The 14,857-nt window shown below is 61.4% G+C and carries 11 protein-coding genes; 3 read left to right on the plus strand and 8 right to left on the minus strand.

All coding sequences use genetic code 11. The features are described from left to right. Nucleotides 1-278: 278 nt before the first annotated feature. The 6 genes from NGM68_RS01305 to NGM68_RS01330 form a co-directional block, all read right to left on the minus strand. Entirely contained in the window at nucleotides 279-1,982 is a 1,704-nt protein-coding gene (locus NGM68_RS01305; protein ID WP_252699862.1) for an amidohydrolase family protein, read from the minus strand. 121 nt (nucleotides 1,983-2,103) lie between these two features. Then, nucleotides 2,104-3,129 carry an ABC transporter permease gene (locus NGM68_RS01310; RefSeq protein WP_252699863.1) on the minus strand — a complete coding sequence of 342 codons (1,026 nt, stop codon included), beginning with the start codon at nucleotides 3,127-3,129 and terminating at the stop codon, nucleotides 2,104-2,106. Nucleotides 3,130-3,141: 12 nt separating this feature from the next. Continuing rightward, on the minus strand, nucleotides 3,142-4,170 hold the full coding sequence (locus NGM68_RS01315) for an ABC transporter permease (RefSeq protein WP_252699864.1): 1,029 nt from the start codon (nucleotides 4,168-4,170) through the stop codon (nucleotides 3,142-3,144). A gap of 172 nt (nucleotides 4,171-4,342) precedes the next feature. Continuing rightward, nucleotides 4,343-6,277 (minus strand): ABC transporter substrate-binding protein, encoded by a 1,935-nt coding sequence (locus tag NGM68_RS01320; RefSeq protein ID WP_252699865.1) that lies wholly within the window; start codon nucleotides 6,275-6,277, stop codon nucleotides 4,343-4,345. 148 nt (nucleotides 6,278-6,425) lie between these two features. Beyond that, complete coding sequence (locus tag NGM68_RS01325) at nucleotides 6,426-7,514, minus strand: HEAT repeat domain-containing protein (protein ID WP_252699866.1); 1,089 nt, start codon at nucleotides 7,512-7,514, stop codon at nucleotides 6,426-6,428. 47 nt (nucleotides 7,515-7,561) lie between these two features. Beyond that, nucleotides 7,562-7,804, minus strand: coding sequence for a hypothetical protein (locus tag NGM68_RS01330; protein WP_252699867.1), 243 nt, complete (start codon nucleotides 7,802-7,804; stop codon nucleotides 7,562-7,564). 375 nt (nucleotides 7,805-8,179) lie between these two features. Between NGM68_RS01330 and NGM68_RS01335 the strand changes: the two genes are divergently transcribed. Further along, nucleotides 8,180-10,387 (plus strand): dipeptide ABC transporter ATP-binding protein, encoded by a 2,208-nt coding sequence (locus NGM68_RS01335; protein WP_252699868.1) that lies wholly within the window; start codon nucleotides 8,180-8,182, stop codon nucleotides 10,385-10,387. A gap of 192 nt (nucleotides 10,388-10,579) precedes the next feature. On the opposite strand, the gene NGM68_RS01340 is transcribed toward NGM68_RS01335, so the two are convergent. Further along, a complete protein-coding gene (locus NGM68_RS01340; RefSeq protein ID WP_252699869.1) occupies nucleotides 10,580-11,704 on the minus strand; it encodes a dipeptidase in 1,125 nt (374 codons plus the stop codon). 136 nt (nucleotides 11,705-11,840) lie between these two features. Here NGM68_RS01340 and NGM68_RS01345 point away from each other — a divergent pair, with 136 nt between their 5' ends. After that, nucleotides 11,841-12,578, plus strand: a complete 738-nt coding sequence (locus NGM68_RS01345) for an HpcH/HpaI aldolase family protein (RefSeq protein ID WP_252699870.1) — start codon at nucleotides 11,841-11,843, stop codon at nucleotides 12,576-12,578. Between the two features lie 89 nt (nucleotides 12,579-12,667). Beyond that, the gene (locus NGM68_RS01350; RefSeq protein ID WP_252699871.1) at nucleotides 12,668-12,877 is read left to right on the plus strand and encodes a DUF8074 family membrane protein; all 210 of its coding nucleotides are present in this window, start codon (nucleotides 12,668-12,670) and stop codon (nucleotides 12,875-12,877) included. A 79-nt stretch (nucleotides 12,878-12,956) separates the two neighbouring features. Here the strand turns inward: NGM68_RS01350 and NGM68_RS01355 are convergent, their stop codons facing one another. After that, nucleotides 12,957-14,381, minus strand: a complete 1,425-nt coding sequence (locus tag NGM68_RS01355; RefSeq protein WP_252699872.1) for an amidohydrolase — start codon at nucleotides 14,379-14,381, stop codon at nucleotides 12,957-12,959. Between the last annotated feature and the right edge of the window lie 476 nt (nucleotides 14,382-14,857).

Consider the following 14,857-nt stretch of genomic DNA (forward strand, 5'->3'; position numbering starts at 1 on the left):
ATACCACACCCGCTCGCCACTGTCCTCGCCCGTCGTGCGATTCGATCATCCTTTGGCTACTGACATCGTTCTCAGGCACGCAGAAACGATTCCGCACGCTCGAGCCCGGTGATGTGAGTAACTACGACGGACTCGAAAGCAGTTTCAATGGATCCACGGTCACCACCGTTACGGGTTTTATCGCCAGCGAGGCGTAACGCCGATAATCCGATCTCCCCATTCCTCTTCGACTCGATACCAGAAGGGGTGAGGTTCGAGAGGCCTCGAACTACACCGACTCACTCATCGAGCAGTTCCAGCACGTTCTCGCTCCGGACGCGATTTTTTTCCGTCTCGGTGACCGGCAGGTGTTTCGTGTAGTTGTAGAACGATTCGAAGTACTTGAGCGGGAGCTTAGATCCCATCACAAGGTGATCGGTTCCGATCCCCTCGACGATATCACGACCCTGGGTCTGGGTCCAGTAGCAGAACAGGTCGTCGATGATGAGCAGCGTCCGCCCCGAGCGGATCGCGTTGTGCAGCCGGACGTCTTGCCGGTTAACGGTCGTCGTTTCCCTGATGATGCGAGCGCCAGCGGACCAGGCACCGGCGACGACGACGTCCGCTTCCGGAACGGCCAGGAGGAGATCGATCAGTTCGTCGATCTTCCCCTCGTTTGCGCGCCAGTGCTTGGCCTGTCCCATCCCCTCGAAGTGGCGTAGTTCGACCCGAGGATGGCGCCCGCGCTGATCCTCGAGAGCCGGGACGATCATCGCCGGCACGTCCAGATCCACACAGTGTCGGAGCAGCGCTTTGGATTCGGGGGCGTCGATCTCGTAGTCGTGATATGCCGGGAACAGACGAACGCCTCGCATCCCCAGCTCTTCGACGCAGTGGCGCAGATCCGCCTCCCAGCTCGGGAATGTCGGATCGATCGTGGCGAACGGAATTAGCCGATCCCCGTGGCCCTGGATGTCGTCCACGAGTTCGTGGTTCCCGTGTTGTGGGTCGCGGTAGAACAGGGCCTCGAGCGAGGACACGACGGCTCTGTCGACGCCGTTTCGATCCATCGTCTCGAGCAGATCCTCGGCCGATGCGTCGAACGGGTGGAACGGCCATCTACCGATGTAGGCGTTCGCGTCGACGATTTCTTCTTCGTAGGGTTCGTCAAGCGCCGCGAATCGATCGGTCTTTTGCTCGATCCGCCTCTCCCGTTCGTCGTCGGAGAGGCGGTTTTCGACGCCGTCGTGGAGCAGGTGTTCGAAGTTGTACGCGATCGTCGCCCGCTCGGCCGGCGGTAAGTTCGCGGCGTCGAGTTTGCCAGCGCACACCGAGAGCCACGTGTCGGTTCCGAACAGCAACCGGTCGACACCCAGGTACTCCGCGGCTAGCTCGAGCTGTCCAACCTCACAGTTACTCCCGCTGAGGTCGAGATACACGTTGTCGTGCGGGGCGATGTTCTTGATACGGTATTCCCAGTTTCCGCCCGCACTGATGTGTCCCGAGATCAACGTGAGGTCGGGATACTGCGTCGCGAGTTCGACGACGTCCTCGGAGCGGGCTTCGCTCGGCCGTTCACTGGGGTACGGTTCCTCGTTTTGCATTACGTGGGAAATAATCGGCACGTCCATGTCGATCGCCGCTTCGACGAGTGGTGCAAACTCCGGATCCGTGATGTTGATTTCCGTCCCGAGGAAGTGGTGTTTGAGTCCGACCAGCCCGTCCTCCTCTACAGCTCGTCGGAACTCCGCGACGCTCTGCTCGCCCAGTGCGGGGTGGATTCGTGCCCAGCCGTAGAAGAGATCGGGGTGTTCTTCGACGAATTTGGCGACAGTTCGGTTGTGCTCTTTGCACGCGTCGACGGTGTCGCCGATCTCCCCGATGAGACAGGTTCGATCGATCCCGAGGACATCGGCCTCGCGACGGAACTGCTCGGCTCGCTCGGCGCGCTTCTTGGGCGTCGAAACGTCCTGCGTCCACACGTGGAAGTGACAGTCGATCATTTGTTATTGGTATATTACCGGTTTGTACCGGGATTATCGTTTGTGTTCCGGCGATACCCACGGCCGTCGATCGTCCCCTCAGAATGAAAATGGGGTCGCTCCAAATCGATATTCCGGGCGTTCAGCTGTGCAAGTCTGCGTCGAGGTCGTCTTTTTCAGACGCCGTCTTCTCGTGTCGCGCCCGGAGTCGCGGGTTGAATATCCGGTCGAGTCCCTGTGACAGCAAGATGAGCGACATCGACATCAACAACAGGACGATCATCGGAGCGAACAACCAGTGGCCGGCGTGACCGGGGTTCGACACTGCGGAGCCGGTGTTGTACGCCTCTTCCATCATGACACCCCAGTTGAGCCCGCTGGCGGGCAAGACGCCGATGAAGTACAGCCCCACCGACTGGAAGATCACGCCGCGAGCGGCCCCGGCGGAGCGGATCGTAATGTACGGCATGAGCTGTGGGAGGACGTCGTCCCACAGGATCTCACCGGAGTTGCGTCCCATCGCCCGACCGGCCTCGATGTAGGACTCCTCACGGATCGTCAGCACTTGCGAGCGGAGCGCTCGCGCCAGGCCCGGCCAGTTGTCGATCGCCAGGATGAATCCGACCATCCACGGGCTGTCCGGTGCGAAGATCGCGACGATCACGATCACGAGCGGGAGGCCGGGGATACAGATGACGACGTCGCTGATCCCCATCAGTACCTCGTCCCAGTAGCCGCCCTTGTAGCCGGCAACGATACCGATTACGACCCCGATGCTCATGGCGACCACAGCACCCGAGAAGGCGATGATGAGCATATCGGGCGTCGCGTGGATCAACTGCGGGAGGATCGCACGGCCGCCGTAATCGGTGCCGAGTGGATACGACAGACTCTGGAAGGGTGGGGCATATCGCGGATGGTCGCCGACACGCGGATACGGCGTGAACCGAACCACGACCGTGCCAACGAGTACGAAGAGGGCGATCATGGCGATCCCAAAGGATGCGCGCCAGTCGGATCGGATAATCCGGTACGGCGTGAAGAGGTGGATGTCTAACCATCTGTACAGGCGTTCTTTTCGTGTGAGCGGATCGGCGTCCGACACGATGTTGAAGACGCTCGATTCGTCCGTGGGACGATCACCAGCGTTTGGATCAGTGTTACTCATTGCAGTGTCTCGTCAGTAGCTCTCCTTGTTTTCGGTACTCGCGCGTGGATCGATGAACCCGTAGGTGAGATCGGCGATCAGGATACAGAACACCGTGATCACGGTGAAGAAGATGAACGCCCCCATCAACAGCGGATAGTCGTTCCGGATGAGCGCGTCGAACGTGTACCAGCCGACGCCCGGGTACGTGAAGATCCGTTCCATGATGACGCTGCTGCTGAAAATGCTGCTGAGTCCGATCATGAAGCCCGTGTACAGTGGCAGGACGGCGTTCCGTCCGATGTACCGGATCGAGATCCGGCTATCTTTCAATCCGCGAAGCTCGGCTACGCGGAGATAATCCGATCCCATGACCCGAATACTGTTCGCTCGCATCGCCAGTGCGCCGGATCCGAATCCGACGACCATTCCGGAGAGAATCGGGAGCGTGCCGTGGTGGAGAACCCCTTGCATGAAGTAGAGGTTAAATCCGGGAATCGCGTCCGGATACGCCCGGCCGCCAGTGGGGAACCACCCGAGTCCGAACGCCAGCGTCGCGAGCATGAGGACGGCGGCGACGTAGTAGGGGATCGAGTCGAGGATGATGATGGCGACCGTCATCACCTTGTCGAAGCGACCTCCTTCTTTGAAAGCCATCACCGCCCCGAGGACGATCGTGATGGCGAACCCGAGCAACAGTCCGTAGACGCTCACAAAAATAGACCACGGCATCGCACGAAACAGGATGTCGAAGACCGGCTCACCGTAGTAGTACGACATCCCGAAGTCCTGGTAGAGGAGAACGTCTCGCATATATTCGTAGTAGGCGATGTGGATCGGTTGGTCGGGCGTAATTCCCGTGTGAAACTCGATCAATCGGTCGATCTCTTCGGGATCCCGGCCGGCTCCACCCGACGCGAAGTCCCGTTCACCGCTCATGTATTCCTGGCGCAACGCTTCAACTGGACCCCCTGGCATAAGGCGATAGAGCACGAACGTCAGGCTCGTCGCCGCAAAAATCGTCACGATGGCCTGACCGACGCGCTTCGCGAAGTACCTCATCGTCGATATACGTTTTGGGCCATCCGCTATATGTGTTTTGGTGCCACACCCCACTTGAAACCTCGAGGCGTCAGCGGATTTTCCCGTACGAGTTGCTTTGTCGTCACGTCACTGTGAGGCGGCTGGCTTCGTCATTCGATGCAGCCAAAAAACTCAATCGTCGTTGTCGGGACTACTGCTCGCGTCCCTGCATCACGCCGTAGCGGTGTACCAGGTGCTGGGTCTGGTCGGGAACGTCGTGGTACAGCGGATCGTCGTTCGGGAACTGCCAGCTTTCGGTGTCCGCCCACAGGGCGTTGACCTGCGGGAACAGGTCGGGCCGGGGAAGGTCGTAGTTGAAGTACGTCACGAAGTCCTGGATGATCTCGTGGGATCGTTCCTCGTCCTGAGTGCTGATGAACTCGTCCCAGAGTTCGAGGAGGTTGATCTCCCTTGTCGAGCCCTCGAGGAAGATGTCGCTGGGATCTTCGGGGATTTCGACGACGATGGGTCGGCCGTTGTTCGGTGACTCGGTGAGTCCTTCGTCTAACCACTGCGTGTGGTCGTCCGTTCCGGGCGTGTACAGGTGCAGGAAGAACGGGTTGATCGGCGAGAAGTAATCGCGCGGATCGCCACGTCCCCAGCCGGTCGCCCACAGCGTTACGTCGACGTCGCCGGTGCCGTCCTGCAGGTTCGGCGTCAGGTAGCCGAAGTCACGCGAGATCATCTCCGGTTCGAAGCCGAACTCGTCCCACCGGTCGTAGATCGCGCTCGCGAGCGTGCTGAACAGGCTTCCGGTCGGCGGGGCGAACGTGAACTCGACGGTTTCGCCGTCGCCGTTCTCCCAGAGGCCGTCCCCGTTGCGTTCGTACCCACCCTCGTGCATGAACTCCTCCGCGAGTTCTTCGTCACCCGCGGTCGGGTAGTCGTAGAGCGAGTCGAGGAAGTCACTGTCGAGGAACCGTTGTTCGTCGGCTTCGGCCATTCCGCTCTGGGTTTGTTTGACGAAGCCGCCCTCTCCCTGCCAGAAGTTGACGAGGAAGTCGAGATCAAGCACGGTCAACAGCGCCCGGCGAACCCACCGGTTCGCGATGTGATCGTTCAGGTACCGGAAGTAGAGGTTGCGCGAGGCGAGCGCCTCGGTCTCGGTAATCGTCTGTAAGTGATCCGGGGAGACGTCACGAATCGATTCGGGGAACGTCCCGGTACCGATGTCGATGTAGTCGTTGAGGATCAGTTCGTCACAGGCCGCCCCGTCGCAGGTGTGTGCGACCAGCTCGTCGTAAGCGAACGCGTCGGCGTAGGGGTGGTTCTCGTTCTTCTCGAACGTCACGGACGTCTCGTCGTACGTGACCGGCATCCACACCGAGGAGCTCATTCCCTCGTCGATGAACTCCTGCATCGTGATGCGTTCGTTCGCGATTTCGGCGGACACCTCGGCGCGTTCGTCTTCGGTGCTCACGTCCTCGAGTTTCTCGAGCCACTCCTGTTCGCGCCCCTTGGCGAGTGCGAGCCGTTCGTCGGGATAACCCTGCACCATAGGGTTCATCGGATCCTTCGAGACGGCTTCCCACTCCCACTCGTTTAGCAGGTTGACCTCCTCGGCCCAGCGCTGATCTTCGGATTGCTGGAGGAGCGTCACCATCGTTTGCGTGTAGAAGTCTTCGGCGGTGATTGGGTCGCCGTTCGCCCAGTAGAACTCGTCCTCTTTGACTTTGTAGTGGTACGTCCGGGTATCGGGATCGTAGTACGTCCCGTCGCCGTCGTAGATCATCCACACCGGTTCGTCCATCGCCTGCGTGAAGATCGATTCGTACTCGCGAACGATCCAGTGGTAGCCGGTGTTCAAGGCGAACCGGTTCATGTTCACCTCCTCGGGCGTGTTACCGTCCATCACGTCGACGGTGGAATCCATGAGGTCTTCCGGGGAGAGTTCGGACGTATCCTCGACCTCGTCGGATGTGCCGTTCCCGCCGTTGCCGTTTCCGTTCCCGACACCGTTCCCTTCGCTTGGACTGCTTGCACACCCGGCCAACCCGGTTGCCACACCCGCCGTCGTCAACGCGAGCAGTTGGCGCCTCGACACCCCTCGCTTATTAATCTCTAATCGCCGCTTGTCGCTTGTCATACTACACCATACTACTTCAAGAGCACCTATTTATGTTTATTTTATCTATTCAGATATGTGTGTGACGATTTATTACCCACAAACTCCGAACTCCGCACAACTAGTTCATCGCATTTCTAACAAACGTGGTCGTGGTGGCGGACTGCCATCACGGTTGAGCGCCTCCTACGTCATCGCAGTCGGCCCGTTCGTCCGCAAGCGCGTCGATCGCCTCTTCAGCCGTTCGTACCACTGCAGGATCGATGTCGTCTCGCTCGAGAACGTCGGTAAGTGCGCTCACGGCCCTGTCGGTACCGATGAATCGCAGCGCCCAGACGGCGTTGCCGGCGACGGTAACCGGCCCGTCGAGACTCTCGATGAGCGTCTCCTCTGCTGGTTGGATCGCCTCCGGTGTGTCCTCGGCGAGGTAGGCGAGCACACCGGCGACCGACGCACGAATCATTGGGTTGTAATCTTCGAGGAGGCCGAACAGACTTGGATAGTGTGGCTCGAGGGCCTCCGTTGCCAGTGCTGTTTCCTCGGGGGTAACGCTCGCGAGGGTTCGCGCCGCTGCCTCTCGTGCGCGGACGTTTGCTGCACGTCCGCCACGATCGGAGACCAGGGTCTGATAGCCGCCCATCTGTTCGGTCGCGGAGCTTTTGTCGTTCGTCGCGTTCGGATCGTAGGTGATCTCCGTCGGTGTCCGGTGTGGATCGGTGAGCAACGCGAGCAGCGCGTCGGTCGACTCGATCACGTCGGCCGGATGATCGTCGCTCACCGCCTCCAGAACCGCGGCGGCGTCCCGTCGTGTCTCCTCGCTCTCGGCCTGCAGTAGCGACGTTACGCGCGGGACGGCGTCGACGACGGCCGTCGGATCGTTGGCGGCGATCTGCCGGAGGGCTCCGATGGCACTCCGGGTCGTCGACGCCGACTGATCGTCGAGCCGCTCGACGAGGCGATTCGCGTGCGGCGACACCGGCCCTGGGGAGGTCTCGGCAACGTTTCCCAGCGTGAGCGCCGCCTTCGTTCGGATCGTCGCCCGATCGCTTTCGAGGAGTGAAACCAGCTGTGGAACCAGCGTACGTACCCGATCCGGCTGGGTAAGCGAGATCGTGTACGTCACGGTGAGCGCTCGGTCACGAATCGATTCCGTTTCCACCTGGAGCGCGCGCTCGAGCGGTTCGATCGGAACCGTTTCCGGGTCAGACCGTGTCTGGCGCTGTAATCGTTCGAGCCTGGATTGCAGTTCGTCCTTCATCCCCGTTCGTCAGTGAGAACGCTCTACTCCGGCATAAACCATCGGGCTCATATCCCTCGTTCTCGGCAGAGGTAGAGAACCGTTCCAGACGCGAGAAGCATCCCGCTCAGGCCGACCAGATTGAGAACCACGATCACGTACGTCTCCGAGCCTGGTTCGACCACGACGAACGAGATGAGACTGAGCACCACCATCACGACCGAGATGACGAACACGACGAAGATGAGTTCTCGATAGAGGCACAGCCCTTCGAGGAAGGTGTCCGCCTTTCCGCGGTTGTCCGGGTTCATCGACCTCCCTCGAACTGCCCGTCGTCACGACGTGGGTAGACGAACCGTCGTTGGAGGGGTGGTCGATGAGGTGACGTGCCAGCGGGTTGGTTAGCGGGCGAATCAGCACGCTCGAGACGCGTTTCGGGTGCCGTCGTCCGACACAGTTCGACCATGCGTAAGGACTCGGGTCGGTCGGCAAAGCCTTTTCGCCGCCGTGGAGGCCGTTCACGTTTGTTCGCGCGTCCCTGCTACGATCGACGACTCGATCGACGAACGGCTCACGCTCCGCCTCGTAAAGTGCGTGTCCCATTCGATGACCCATACGAAAGATATTTACCCCATTTCGCCCACCACTATGTCATAACGTACCTCTCCACACGTTCCAGTGATACAATGGCCACGACAGAAACTACGGGCGATCGTCTTCATCAGGGCAGCGATACCATCCTCGAGATGCGCGGAACGACGGTTCAATTCGGCATGGATCGTGGCGTGTCCCGCGTTCTCGACGACGTGAGTATGGACATCGAACGGGACGAAATCCTCGGTATCGTCGGGGAGTCGGGTTCCGGCAAATCGATGTTCGCCTCGGCCCTCCTCGACGCGGTCGCTCCACCGGGGGAACTCAGCGGCGAGATCACCTATTATCCGAGGGATGGAGACCCCGTGGACGTCCTCAATCTCACCGACGAGGAGCTTCGCCTGCTTCGATGGGAGGATATCTCGATGGTCTTCCAGGGGGCGATGAGTTCCTGGAACCCAACGATGAAGGTCGGTGACCACTTCCTCGAAACGCTACGGGCTCACAACTTCGAGGCCGAGGCGGGAATGGATCGTGCTCATCAACTCCTCTCCGACCTGTATCTCGACCCCGAGCGCGTGCTCACGTCGTACCCTCACGAGTTGAGCGGCGGGATGAAACAGCGGGCACTCATCGCCCTGAGTCTGGTGCTCGAACCGGAGGTGCTGGTGATGGACGAGCCGACGGCCGCACTCGACTTGCTCATGCAGCGGTCGATCCTGAAACTCCTCCAGGAGGTGCAGGCGAAGTACGACATCACGCTCATCTTTATCACCCACGACCTGCCGCTGGTCGCAGAACTCGCCGACCGGCTGGCAGTCATGTACGCGTTCGAATTCGCCGAGGTGGGGCCGACCGATGAGATCCTCGAGGAAGCGACCCACCCGTACACGCGGGCGCTGTTGAACTCGACGCCGAACCTCTCGACGAGCGTCGAGGCGATGCAACCGATCGACGGCTCGAGCCCCGACCCCGTCGATACGCCCGAGGGTTGCTCGTACCATCCACGATGCTCGCTGGCGACCGAAGAGTGTCGGGACTCGCCACCTGAGTTTCGCGAGACCGGCCCATCCCACCACGCCGCGTGTTATCACTGGGAGCAGGCGGCCGAGGAGATACCGTTTACGCGGGAAGTTCCCGACGAGATACCGTCGGCGGACGACGAATCTGTGACTGGGGCAGCGGCCAGGCGAAACGACGATGCGGAACCGGTACTCTCGCTCGAGGACGTCGAAGTCCACTTCGAGATCAACAAGGGTATGCTCAATTTCTGGCGCGAGTCGGAGACGGTTCGTGCGGTCGACGGCATCTCCCTCGACATACCCGAAAACGAATCGATCGCGCTCATCGGGGAGTCGGGCTGTGGGAAGACGACCATGGGGAAGACGGCCATCGGGCTTCAGCGGCCGACCGGTGGCTCGGTCAGCTACCGCGGTCAGAACATCTGGGACGCACGAGATGGGAAGGGGAAGATCGACATTGCCTGGCGGAACATTCGACGATCGCTCCAGATCATCCACCAGGATCCCGGTAGTTCGCTCAACCCGAACAAACGGGTGATGCACCTCCTCGAGATCCCGCTGAAGAAGTGGAAGCGCGATCTCAATCACCAGGATCGACGCGCGCGCATCCTGGGGATGCTCGAACACGTCGGGATGAGTCCGCCGGAGGACTACGCGAACCGGTTCCCTCACCAGCTCTCCGGTGGGGAGAAACAGCGCGTCGCCCTGATTCGGGCGCTGTTGATGAACCCGGACATTATCCTCGCTGATGAGTCGATCAGCGCGCTCGACGTCTCGTTGCGCATCGAGATGATGAACCTCTTCCTCGAGCTCCAGGAGGAGTTCAACACGTCGTTCCTGTTCATCTCTCACGACCTCTCGAACGCCCGGTATCTGACGGAGAAGTCGGACGGCCTCATCGGGATCATGTACCTCGGCGAACTCGTCGAGATCGGGCCGGCCAAGCAGATCATCAACGATCCCCGCCACCCGTACACGAAAGCCCTTCGCTGGGCCACGCCCGACTTGCTTCCGGACGACGGGGACGAGGAGATGCCGATGACGAAAATCGACATTCCGGATCCGAAGAATCCGCCATCGGGTTGCCGGTTCCACACACGGTGTCCAGTTGCCAGGGAAGCGTGTACAAACGAGTCACCTGAGCCGATGGAGGTAACGCCTGGACAGCGTGTCGCCTGTTTCCGCGAGGACGACACACACGAGTACTGGCAGAGCGAACCGATCGCAGAGGAGGCCGCCTTCGACACCGCGGCCGCGGAAACGACGGGCGACGACTGAGTCTGCGGCGGTCAACCGATTTCGTTTCGGACGTCGTTTCGGTGTCGTGGTTATCAACTTGTTCTTCCGGCTCGACCGTCTCTGGACGTCACTCGAGGTACGTTGGTCGCTCGAATTCGTATCGTTGGCTCGTGTGCTCGCTGTCGGCGCGAATTCGTGTTGCTGTCGCTCGAGATTACCTTCCGCATCGAGTCACTGAACCTGCTCGAGTACCCGCAGGAAGTTCTCGCCGAGTATGCCCCGAATCTCCTCGTCGGTGTAGCCCCGCTCGACCAGCCCGCGGGTCAGGTTCGGCAGTTCGGTGTGGCGGTGAAGGCCGTGGGGGAACGGTTCGTAGTGATCGATCGGCCCGCGACCGTAGACTTCGGGGAAATCCGGTCGGAAGTTTCGGTAGGCGGCGTACGGCGGTGTCGTTCCGCTGTCCAGGGATTGATCACTCATGTCGCTCCCGAACGCTACGTGCTCGACCCCGGCGACGTCGGCGACGTGATCGACGTGATCGAGGACGTCGTGGATCGTCGCCTCCTGTACCGCGTAATTGTCCGGATCGGTCTTGACCGTCGGCGGGAAGACGCTGACGCCGACGACCCCGCCGTTTTTCCCGATCGCTTCGATCTGTTCGTCGGTCTTGTTTCGTTCGACGTTGCTCAGTGCTCGAGCGCCCGCGTGGGTGCAGACGACCGGATCGTCCGCGTACTCGATCGCTTCCATCGTCGTCCGGTCGCCGCAGTGTGAGAGGTCGACGACCATTCCGAGGTGATCCAGTTCGTCGATCAGGCGCCGACCGAAGTGTGACAGGCCGGGGTCAACCCGCTCACAGCACCCGGCGCCGACGTAGTTGAGCGAGTTGTACGTCAACTGGATCACGCGCACGCCGAGTCGATCGAACGCTCGGAGATACTCGAACCCGCCCTCGAGGATCATCCGATCCATCGGGATGATCGGCATCGTATCCTGGAAGGCGATGACGATCGCAGTCTTCCTCGCGTCCTTGGCCGCCCGGACGTCTGTCGCCGTCTCGGCGACCGTGAACAGGTCGTCGTGTTCGGCGACGAGCGATCGGATCCGCTCGACCTTGCGCGTCGCTTCGGGGAAGGAGACGCGACTTGCGGCGGTGATCCCCGCGGCGGTGACGCCGCCGCGTTGCAGGTGATCGCGGTACTCAGCCGTGTCCAGGTACGCCGTCGTCGGGACGCAGGCATCGACGACGATCGAGTCGTCGTGGAGGCGCGTCGCCCGTCGCTCTTCCGCCGGTGTGAGATCGAGTATCGAGTCGGTGCTATCGGGGTCGGTGGTGGCGGTCGCTGGATCGTCCATGCGTGGTGGGGTGTCTCGAGGCACCTATAGGTTTCTCTCGGTGCTATCGGTGACTGTCGATCCTCGAGTGATGGTGGCGCCGGTCGCTCGTCACCGATTCCAAACCACTTTTAACCCGGGTGCGTCATTCACACCCATGGAACCGAGACAATCCTTCGCGGAGCTAGTGAACCGTCCAGAAACCGCCATGGGAACGAATCTGAAGAGTGGCTCACCGGTCATGGCCGAGGCGCTCGGCTACAGCGACCTCGATTTCTTGCTCATCGACCGCCAGCACGGCTCGCCGCTGATGGAGGGGCTCGAGGAGGTCGTCCGCGCCGCGGATCTACAGGACGTTCCCGTCGTCGTTCGAACGCCCAAAGACGACACGAGCATGATCACGTACCTGCTCGACACCGGCGTTCGCGGCATCATGCTCCCGATGGTCGAGGACGTGGAGACGGTACGGGAGGCGAGCGCGCACATGCGTTATAAGGACGGGCGAAGCCTCGGCTCGTACACGCGAGCGGCCCGGTTCGGCAACGTGCCGAAACCGCGGTACGCGGAGTACGTCAACGAGGAACTGGCGCTCCTGCCGATGATCGAGACGACGGCTGGACTCGACATCGTCGACGAACTCTCGAGCATGCCCGAGGTCACGGCGCTCGTGATCGGCCCTGGCGACCTCGCGTGGTCGCTCGACGTCCCCTACGACAGCCCGGAACACCACGATGCGCTCGACGAAATCTTCGAGGTCGCAGCGGCCAACGACTGCCCAGTCGGCACGTTCGCGCCCGCAGTGTCCCACGTCGAGCAGTTCCGCGAGCGGGCGGCCTATCTGATCCACAGCTCGGACGTCTCGATCACCATGGGGCACTTCGACGACCTGTCGTAAGGGCGCTTCGTCGCCCGTTCGTGGCGGAGAACGCATCCTCCGTGGGCGGAACCAGCGATTTTTTAGCACCCGCACGTCAAGGACACCTCATGCGTGTCACACTAACTGACTGGGTCGTGTTTCTGTACAACCTCGGTGTCGTGTTGAGCGGCGGATACGCCGTCTTATTGTTCGAGATCGACGACCGCCTCATTCTGTTCGGTCTGACGTTCGTGTTCGCCCTGTTCTGGACGATCTACTTCAAGTTCTACATGCGCTCGCGGCTCGAGACGCTGGCCGAGCGGGCCGACGAGAGCTAATCCAGCGTCCGTGGCGGTGTCGCACGCCGATTCCGACTTTCGCGTATCCGACTGTGACGGCACCCGTGCTATCCGCCGCCTACTCGAGCGTGACGTCGAACGGCGGCTCGGCGTCCGCAGGGAGCGGCGTCTCGTAGGAACGGTCGCTCGTTGCCGCCTCGAACTCAGCCTGAGCACGCTCGAGCGTTGCCGGCTGCTCGAGTAGCCTGGCCGCGCTCCCGGCGAGGACTTTCGCCGCGTAGACGGCCCCGTCGATCCCGAAATCGCCGTTAGCGGCGACGGCCTGCCAGCTGTGCGCCGGCGTCCCGAGCGCCCAGGTTGCCCCCCTGAACTGTCCCGTCGGGACGAGCCAGCTCACGTCGCCGACGTCGGTCGACCCGCCACCGATCTCGTCCGCTCCGTGGGGTGGGATGGGATCGTCGTAGAGCGCTACATCGCTCATTTCCGCTGCATGTTCGCGGGGGACGCCCTCGAGCGTCGACTCGAGCTCTTCGTCAGAGAGCGTCTCCTGTAATTCGCTCGCGAACGCCCGGTCGTCGTCCGTGTAGCCGACGGGGCCGAGTTCGTCCATCGTCTCCCAGATGACGTCGGTCACTGCGTCGTTGGGGAGGTAATCCCAGCACCCGGTGACGTACCGCGACGTGAGATCAGTTCGGGTCATGTTCGCGGCGGCCGTGGCGATGTCGCGCACCCACTCGGTGGCGAACTCGACGGCATCCCGAGTCGGTGCTCGAACGTAGTACCAGACGGTCGCCGACGGGGGGACGACGTTCGGCGCGTTGCCGCCGTCGGTGATCACGTAATGTACGCGTGTCGTATCCGGGAGGTGTTCTCGAGCGTACTCGACGCCGGTGTTGAGGAGGGAGACGGCGTCGAGCGCGCTGCGCCCCGACTCCGGGGAGACGCCCGCGTGTGCGGCGATCCCATCGTAGGTGAACTGGATCGAGTCGAGCGCCAGCGTCCGACCTACGTATGGTGTACTGACGTCCCACGGGTGCCACGTGATCGCCGCGTCCAGGTCGTCGAACGCGCCATCGCGGGCCATGAACACCTTTCCGACCAGCGTCTCCTCGGCTGGACAGCCGAAGAAGCTGATCGTTCCCTGGAGGTCGCCGCGATCGATCGCGCGCTTGATGGCGACCGCGGCTTCCACCCCGGCGACGCCGAAGAGGTTGTGCCCGCAGCCGTGGCCCGGTTCGCCGTCGGTAATCGGGTCGCGCTCGGCGCGCACGCGCTGTGAGAGCCCTGGCAGTGCGTCGTACTCGCCGAGAATGCCGATCGTCGGGCCGCCGTCACCGTCGCAGTAGGTTGCGACGAACGCCGTGGGCATTCCGCCGATTCCAGTGTCCAGGTCGAAGCCTTCCTCTTCGAGTCGCTCACAAAGGAGTCGCGCGGACGTTTCCTCGTGAAGGCCGAGTTCCGGCGTCTCCCAGATCGATCGGGCCATTTCCTCGAGTCGATGATGGTCGCCGTCGATGTCGTCGAATAGAGTGGTCGTCTGCACGGCTGACTCGTGGATAGCTGCCATCATAAGTGTTCGAGTCCTCCTTCGAATTCGATTCAGTATTCGGTGTTCGCGCCGTTGTCCGTTTTGTCTGAGTGGGAGAATCACGCCATGTGGTGTCTTGTACCATGACCTGGTTTACCACGTCTAAACAGCACTTGTACCCACAACATTCGGAGTATGGTACGAAGATTATTACAAACATATGCGTGTAATGGGTGTCTCTATACTCGATACAAACGCGCCCACAATTGACCTGGCTGTGTGAATTACCAATGAACAATACTGTGAAACTCTCACAAACTGTTCACCCATGGTAAACGGGGTGTTGTGCTGGATGCGGCCTCGGCGGGTCTGGCGCTCGCGGCTCCGCCGTCCGTCGCCGTTGCGAACCGGGTCACACCCAAGACGGTCGGGCCCGTTGCTCCCTGCGTGGGAGATTAATGGCTTGAGTCGATCAGACGGCTGACGTGACC

Source organism: Natronosalvus vescus, from assembly GCF_023973145.1.
In the GTDB taxonomy this organism is placed as follows: Archaea; Halobacteriota; Halobacteria; order Halobacteriales; family Natrialbaceae; genus Natronosalvus; species Natronosalvus vescus.

What these genes read in the sequence shown, in the direction of transcription:
- NGM68_RS01325 (WP_252699866.1), bottom strand. Translation starts at nt 7,514, where the DNA reads ATGAAGGACGAACTGCAATCCAGGCTCGAACGATTACAGCGCCAGACA.
- NGM68_RS01340 (WP_252699869.1), bottom strand. Translation starts at nt 11,704, where the DNA reads ATGGACGATCCAGCGACCGCCACCACCGACCCCGATAGCACCGACTCG.
- NGM68_RS01320 (WP_252699865.1), bottom strand. Translation starts at nt 6,277, where the DNA reads ATGACAAGCGACAAGCGGCGATTAGAGATTAATAAGCGAGGGGTGTCG.
- NGM68_RS01305 (WP_252699862.1), bottom strand. Translation starts at nt 1,982, where the DNA reads ATGATCGACTGTCACTTCCACGTGTGGACGCAGGACGTTTCGACGCCC.
- NGM68_RS01310 (WP_252699863.1), bottom strand. Translation starts at nt 3,129, where the DNA reads ATGAGTAACACTGATCCAAACGCTGGTGATCGTCCCACGGACGAATCG.
- NGM68_RS01335 (WP_252699868.1), top strand. Translation starts at nt 8,180, where the DNA reads ATGGCCACGACAGAAACTACGGGCGATCGTCTTCATCAGGGCAGCGAT.
- NGM68_RS01330 (WP_252699867.1), bottom strand. Translation starts at nt 7,804, where the DNA reads ATGAACCCGGACAACCGCGGAAAGGCGGACACCTTCCTCGAAGGGCTG.
- NGM68_RS01350 (WP_252699871.1), top strand. Translation starts at nt 12,668, where the DNA reads ATGCGTGTCACACTAACTGACTGGGTCGTGTTTCTGTACAACCTCGGT.
- NGM68_RS01345 (WP_252699870.1), top strand. Translation starts at nt 11,841, where the DNA reads ATGGAACCGAGACAATCCTTCGCGGAGCTAGTGAACCGTCCAGAAACC.
- NGM68_RS01315 (WP_252699864.1), bottom strand. Translation starts at nt 4,170, where the DNA reads ATGAGGTACTTCGCGAAGCGCGTCGGTCAGGCCATCGTGACGATTTTT.